The organism is Bacillus sp. AFS015802, from assembly GCF_002561455.1.
Classification (GTDB): domain Bacteria; phylum Bacillota; class Bacilli; order Bacillales; family Bacillaceae_B; genus Rossellomorea.
On record NZ_NTUP01000028.1, the window covers coordinates 1 to 726 of the forward strand.

A 726-nucleotide genomic window follows, 5' to 3' on the forward strand; every position below is an offset into this window, starting at 1 on the left:
GAAGCGGTCAAGCTGCATAGGAGGCCAAACAGTGAGAAACACCATGGTGCGCGAGTAATTGGTGAACCTTTAACCTGATGACATAAAGAAAGAAGGTGAAAGAATCATATGCCGATGATCAGCAAATTTTTTGGAGGTTTCCATCTACTTGTATTATAACGATCATGATCCTCCTCACTTTCATGTAAATTATTCTGGATTTATGACAAGAATAGAAATAATGACAGGCGAATATGTAAGGGGAGACGACGCTTTACCCGCAAGCAAAGAGAAGATGGTCATGAAATGGCTTGAGCTTTATTAAGGTGATATGATTAAGGCGTGGAATGACTTCAGGTGTAATGAAGCACCTTGCAGAATACCACCCCTAAACTAGGAGGTGTTTTGATGATTCTTATAGATAACGTAGCTACAATTCCTGAGATGGACGGGTGGCTACTGATTGATTTTACAGATGGATCGAAAAGGTTCGTAGACATCAAACCTCATATGAAAGGTATTCTTGAAAAACTAAAAGACCCTGAATTTTTCAGTAAGGTGTATGTGGATGATGAGTTGAGAACCATTACTTGGCCAGGAGAACTGGATCTGGATCCCGATCAGTTACACAGAGAAGGAATCGATCTAGTTGAAATTAAAAAAATCATTGAAGTAGCGAAGAACACAAATTTATTGGAACGAGCTTGATGACAAAGCGAGGGTAGAGTGTAGACTAACCTAAATTAA

At 39.4% G+C, this 726-nt stretch carries 2 protein-coding genes; both read left to right on the forward strand.

What is annotated here, in order from left to right; all coding sequences use genetic code 11:
* Positions 1-148: 148 nt before the first annotated feature.
* Positions 149-304, forward strand: a complete 156-nt coding sequence (locus tag CN378_RS23140) for a DUF4160 domain-containing protein (RefSeq protein ID WP_179884932.1) — start codon at positions 149-151, stop codon at positions 302-304.
* An 83-nt stretch (positions 305-387) separates the two neighbouring features.
* Positions 388-687 carry a DUF2442 domain-containing protein gene (locus CN378_RS14560; protein WP_098353088.1) on the forward strand — a complete coding sequence of 100 codons (300 nt, stop codon included), beginning with the start codon at positions 388-390 and terminating at the stop codon, positions 685-687.
* Positions 688-726: the final 39 nt, after the last annotated feature.